At 70.0% G+C, this 6,000-nt stretch carries 5 protein-coding genes; all 5 read right to left on the bottom strand.

The window, feature by feature from the left end; translation table 11 throughout:
* Nucleotides 1-26: 26 nt before the first annotated feature.
* Nucleotides 27-848, bottom strand: a complete 822-nt coding sequence (locus MLY01S_RS08225) for a spermidine synthase (protein WP_245232101.1) — start codon at nt 846-848, stop codon at nt 27-29.
* 206 nt (nt 849-1,054) lie between these two features.
* Nucleotides 1,055-1,561, bottom strand: a complete 507-nt coding sequence (locus tag MLY01S_RS08220) for a GNAT family N-acetyltransferase (protein WP_067191051.1) — start codon at nt 1,559-1,561, stop codon at nt 1,055-1,057.
* 233 nt (nt 1,562-1,794) lie between these two features.
* Nucleotides 1,795-2,160: a thiamine-binding protein gene (locus MLY01S_RS08215; protein WP_067191050.1), complete on the bottom strand. Its 366-nt coding sequence runs from the start codon at nt 2,158-2,160 to the stop codon at nt 1,795-1,797.
* A 195-nt stretch (nt 2,161-2,355) separates the two neighbouring features.
* Nucleotides 2,356-4,362, bottom strand: a complete 2,007-nt coding sequence (locus tag MLY01S_RS08210) for a BCCT family transporter (RefSeq protein WP_082739871.1) — start codon at nt 4,360-4,362, stop codon at nt 2,356-2,358.
* A 245-nt stretch (nt 4,363-4,607) separates the two neighbouring features.
* Nucleotides 4,608-5,960, bottom strand: coding sequence for an Nramp family divalent metal transporter (locus MLY01S_RS08205; protein ID WP_067191049.1), 1,353 nt, complete (start codon nt 5,958-5,960; stop codon nt 4,608-4,610).
* Nucleotides 5,961-6,000 lie beyond the last annotated feature (40 nt).

The following is a 6,000-nucleotide window of genomic DNA, read 5'->3' as shown; positions in this document are numbered from 1 at the left end:
GGGGGCGGAGGCCTCAGGGGCGGGGCTCAGGGGCGGGGTCTCGCCCCGGCAGTGAAGTTCTCCACCGAGTCCACGACCCGGGCGGGCACGGGGTCCGAGAGAAGGGTGCGGGCTAGGGCGGAGGGGCCGCCGAGGGACTCGTCCGTGAGCGGGGCGTCCGAGGCCGCGGCGATGACGTTGCCGCGGCGGCGGCCCTTGAGCATGGTCGCATCCGCCATGACCTCCACATGGGGGAAGACCTCGCACAGCGCGGCCACCTCCTGGCGGACCGAGGTCAGGTCCGGGCCGCCGCCGATGTTCATGAGGTACACCCCGCCGGGGGTGAGGACGGAGGCGGCAGAGGCCGCGGCCGAGACCCCGGTGAGGTGCTCCGGGGTGACGTGGAGGGCGTCGGGGTCGTCCGAGACGGGGGCGAAGACGTCCCGGAAGACGACCTCGCGGGTGCCGGGGCGCATGCCGGCGAGGACCTCACCCGCCTCCCCGACGCGGATCTTCAGCTGCGGGGCCCGCGGCAGCTCGAAGCGCGTGCGGGCCAGCTCGGCCAGCCCGGCGTCCAGCTCCACGGCCACCTGGTGCGCCTGCGGGTAGACGGCCGTGACCCAGCGGGCGAAGGTGCAGCCGGCGCCGCCCAGGTGCAGGACGCGGATCCGCTGGTCGGTGGCGAAGCGGTGGGTGAGGACGGCCGCGGCCCAGCGCATGTACTCGAAGCCCAGCTCCGTCGGGGTGTCCGGGTTCAGCTGGGAGGACTCCACGCCGTTGACGCGCAGCAGGAAGGCACCGGGCGTCCACGGGTCCGGCTCGATGGACGCGGTGCCCGAGCTGATGGGGAAGGTGCCAGCCTCGATCATGGCTCCATCCTCCCGCATCGGTGCGGTGTCCCCGCACCTGCGCGAAGTGGTGAGGTGCCCCCGCTGCGCTGACTCGTGGGATGCCCCCTGCGCCTACTGGTGAGGTGCCCCCGCTCCCTGCGCGAAGTGGTGAGGACTCACCGTCTCAGTGCCTGATCGGCGGCTGGATGAGGGTGTGTCCTCACCAGTAGCCGGGCTGAGCTGACTCAGCGCCGCACGTAGAGCCGCTCGCTGTGCTCGCCCCAGCTCCCGCCGAGCGGCGCGGGAGCGCCGAGCGCCTCGAAGCCGTGGCGGCGGTAGAACGCCTCGGCCCGGGCATTGCCGTCCAGGACCCAGAGGACGGCCGGGGCGTCGCCGAGGACCTCGCGGAGGAGGCGGTCGGCGAGTCCCGTGCCGTAGACGCGTTCGTCCAGGTAGACGGCGAACAGCTCGCGTTCCGGCAGGTCGCCCTCGGACAGGCCGGTGCCGGCGAGCACCATGGCGGCGTCGCCGAAGGGACGGCGGGGACCCGCACACGCCATCCCGACGACGGCACCCGACTCCGGCGCCGAGGTGGCGTGCGGGCCCTGCTCGCCGAGGACGAGGTTGACCTCCGGGTCAGCGACAATGCGCTTCCAGGACTCAACCTGGTCGGCGAGGCCGGCGTCGATGCGATCGAACTCCTCGGCAGGGAGGGCGTGGGCGTAGGCGGTGCGCCAGGACCTGTTCTTCATGGCGAGGACGGCGGGCAGGTCCTCGGCGGTGACAGGACGGACCGACGCCTCGGGAGTCCTCGCCCCCGCCTGCTGTGACAACTGGTGAGGACTCACCGTCTCGACCCTCGATTCGCGGCCGGATGAGGGTGTGTCCTCACCAGTACGCGAGCCCGGACGTGCCCCGGGGGCTCGGTCGGCGGCGTCGGCCACGGCGGCACCGTTGGCATTGTCGGCACCGGCGACGTCGTCACTCACCCGCGGCTCTCCTGCGCGTCCTCGTCCGCGCGCTTCAGGGCGGCCTCGAGGCGCTCGAGCTTGCCGTCGAGCTCGCCGGTGCGGCCGGGGCGGATGTCCGCCTTCAGCACGAGGGAGACACGGGAGCCGTAGGGTTCCACGGCCTCGGTGGCCTCCTTGACCACGGCCATGACCTCGTCCCACTCCCCCTCGATCTCGGTGAACATCGAGGAGGTGCGGTGCGGCAGACCGGAGGCGCGCACCACCGCGACGGCGGCGGCCACGGCCTCGTGCACCGAGCCGGAGTCCTCACCCCCGGCAGGGCGGGAGAGAGACGGGTCTGAGGGAGCGCCGGACGGGGCGACGGAGAACGCAACGATCATGCGGCCCAGTCTGCCCGGGACCGCGCGCCCTGTCAGCCCCCGCTCGGGGCCGACAGAACCCGACCGCCTCCCGAACGAAAACGCCCGGGAACCCGACCGCCTCCCGAACGAAAACGCCCGGGAACCCGACCGCCTCCCGAACGAAAGTGCCCGAGAACCCGACCGCTTCCCGAACGAAAGTGCCGGGGCGGGGGATCAGGTGCGGGGTGCGGCGCCGTCGTCGGGACGCTCGGCGGGATCGGTCGCCGGCCCGTCCTCACGGTCCTCATGGCCCTGCTCGGTGGAATCCTCGTCCAGATACTCACCGGTCTCGTAGTCGTAGGCGACTTCGTTGCCGTCCTCATCCCTGCGCTGGTACCAGTCGGTGACCTCTGCGGCGGTGGAGTCGAAGTCTCCGCCCACGGCGTAGGGACTGTCCGCGGCCACCGGCTGCACGGCGAGGGTGAAGTCGTCACCGTGGTCCTCGATGCCGAGGCGGACCGCCTTCTCCAGCGCCTCGTCCTTGTAGTGCTCTCGGATCGCCTGCGGGTCATGCTGCAGCTCGCGGAAGAGCGCGATCGCCATCAGCACGATCACCACGGAGAACGGCAGCGCGGTGATGGTGATGAGGTTCTGCAGGCCGGACAGCGCGGTGTCGCCGCCGGTCAGCAGCATCACCACGGCGATGCCGGCCATGCAGACCGCCCAGAATGCGGTGACCAGGCGGCGTGGGGACGGGTCGCCGCCCTGGGACAGCTGCGAGTTCACGATCGACGCGGAGTCCGCGGTGGTGATGAAGAAGACCGCGAGCATCAGGATGACCACCGGGGCCACCAGACCGCCGCCGGGCAGCTGGTCGATGACCACCCAGAAGATCTCCGCCGGGGCCGGCAGGGAGTCCGCGGTGCCGTCCGGGGCGATGGACCCGTTCGTGTGCTGCAGCCAGATGGTGGTGCCGCCGATCACGGTGAACGCCAGGATGATCACGGCCGACGGGATGAACAGTGCGCCCAGGATGAACTGGCGGATGGTGCGGCCACGGGAGATCTTGGCCACGAAGACGCCCACGAACGGCGCCCAGGACACCCACCAGGCCCAGTAGAAGGTGGTCCAGGAGGACAGGAAGGCCTGCATGTCCTCGCCCTGGGCCATGTTGGCTCCCAGCATGTCCGCCGAGGACCCGACGTACTCCATCATCACGCCGGGGATCACGTTGAACAGGAATGCGGCGGGTCCGGCCACGAAGAAGAACAGCGCAAGGCCCATCGCCAGCACCATGTTGATGTTGGACAGCCAACGGATGCCGCGGGCCACGCCCGAGACCGCGGAGGCCACGGTCCCGATGGTCAGCAGGGTGATGATGCCGATCGCCACGGCGTTGCCCTCCGTGGACCATCCGGTGACGATCTGCACGCCCTGGCCGATCTGCAGGGCACCGATGCCCAGGGAGGCGGCGGTGCCGAACAGGGTGGCGATGATCGCCAGGGAGTCGATGAGCCGGGCACCGAAGGACTTCGGGTCGTCGCCGCGATTGAACAGCGGCATGAGGATCGAGCTCATCAGCGGCACGCGGCCACGCCGGTAGGACACGTAGGCCACCGCCAGCCCGACCATGGCGTAGATGGCCCAGGCGTTGATGCCCCAGTGCAGGGCCGCCTGCGCCATGGCGCCGGTGATCGCCTCCGTGGAGGCGGGCTCGTAGGCGCCCGGCCGTGGGGCCAGGTAGTAGGTCAGCGGCTCGTAGGGGCCGAAGAAGATGATGCCGATGCCGATGCCGGCGGCGAAGAGCATGGCCGCCCAGGAGGCGGTGGAGTACTCGGGCTTCTCGCCGTCCAGGCCGAGGGTGATGCCGCCGTAGCGGGAGAACGCCAGCACCAGCAGGAACAGGACCATCCCGATCGCCAGCGAGGAGAACACCCAGCCGAGGTTCTGCATGACCCAGTTCAGGGCGGTGGTCGAGGCCTCCAGCACCACGTCCGGCTGCAGCACGCCCCAGACCACGAAGCCGACCACCAGCACGCCGACGACGCCGATGATCGCCTTGTCCAGGCCATAGCGGACCCTCTGGTCCTCGATGGAGACGCCGGGCACCAGGGCCGGGTGGATGTCGTGCGGGTAGGTGACCTCCTCGATGAACTTCGCAGGCGTCAGCCGACCGCGCCCGGACCTGCTCCCCTCTCCCGGCGGCGCGGTCGATCGGTCGTGGGGCTGGTTCCCGTCCATGACGCAGGTCCTCTCCTGGAGTGTGATGAACGCCTCTATTGTGCAGGGTCTGTCTGCGGCCGCCTCCGCCGGCCCGTCATGGAGCGCCCGAAGGTCGGCTGGAAAGGCGAGGGGACGACGACGGCACGCACCTGGGTACGGTGAGTGCCGTCGTCGGGAGGGCCGGGTTCCACGGGAACCCGACGGGCTTCCGAACGAAAGTGCTCCAGAACCCGACGGTTTCCCGAACGAAAGTGCTCGGGGTGTCAGCCGAGGAGCTCGAACAGCGGCTGCAGGGCCTTGTAGAGCTCGTTGGCGCCGAGCACAAGGAAGATCACGGTGGTGCCGCCGAGCAGGATGTTGTTCCCCCAACCGTTGCGGAAGCGGGCCGGGACCTTCTTCGAGTTGTTCAGGAACAGCAGGGTCACCGCCAGGAACGGCATGAACAGCGCGCCGAGCGTGCCGTACAGCAGGATCAGGAAGATCGGGCGGTCCAGGAACAGCAGGATCATCGGCGGGAAGGTGACCCAGAGCAGGAAGAAGCGGGCCGGGGCGGAGGACAGGGACGGGGCGTCGTCCTGGTCCAGCTGGTCGACCGGCTTGCGGAAGTTCGCCCAGAAGTCCGCGAACATCAGCGAGACGCCGTGCCACACGCCCAGCAGCGAGGAGAAGGACGCGGCGAAGAAGCCGACAAGGAACACGGTGGCCCAGGCCTGGCCGTAGCGGTCCGCCAGCACGGTGCCGACGTCCAGCAGGCCCTTGTCTCCGGAGGAGATCGCGATGCCCGCGGAGTGCAGCAGCTCCACGCCCATGATCATCGTGGCGATCACGAAGATGCCGGTGAGGATGTAGCTGGTGGCGTTGTCGAAGCGCATGACCTTCATGTACTTCGGGACGTTCCAGCCCTTCTCTCGCAGCCAGTAGCCGTAGGCCGCGAGGGTGATGGTGCCGCCCACGCCGCCGGCCAGGCCGAGGACGTAGAACATGACCTCGGGGTCGCCGGACGGGATGCGCGGGACCAGGCCGGCCAGGATCGCGCCCACATTAGGGACGGTCAGCGCGGCGGAGAGCAGCACGGTCACGAACATGACGCCGATCAGCACGGTCATGAGCGTCTCGATCAGGCGGTACCTGTTCAGCCACACCAGGCACAGGCCGATCACGCCGGCCACGATGGCGAACACCTTGGCGTCCACACCGGGGAACAGGGCGGCCAGGGGCAGCGCCGTGGAGGACATGGCGGTGGCGCCGTACACGAAGCCCCAGATCAGGATGTACGGGGCGAAGTAGACGGTGGTCCAGGCCCCCAGCGTGCGCCAGCCCTGGAAGATCGTCTTGCCGGTGGACAGGTAGTAGCGGCCGGTGCCTTCGACGAGCACGATCTTCAGGATCACGCCCAGCACCACGGCCCACATGAGCATGTAGCCGTAGCGGGAGCCGGCGGTCAGGGTGGCGACCAGGTCCGCGGCGCCCACGCCGGTGGCGGCGGCGACGATGCCGGGGCCGAGCGAGTTCCACTTCGGCTTGACGGGCTGCTCGTTGATCTCCGCCTCGGTGAACCCGACGATGTCCGGGTTGTGCACCGGGTGTGCGGTGTCGACGCGACTGTGCGAAGCCATGCGACTCCCCTCTCTCTGTGGTCCGCGGGCCCGCCTGCGA

The organism is Micrococcus lylae NBRC 15355, assembly GCF_001570885.1.
Lineage (GTDB): Bacteria > Actinomycetota > Actinomycetes > Actinomycetales > Micrococcaceae > Micrococcus > Micrococcus lylae.
This window is presented reverse-complemented; position numbering and strand designations above follow the sequence as displayed.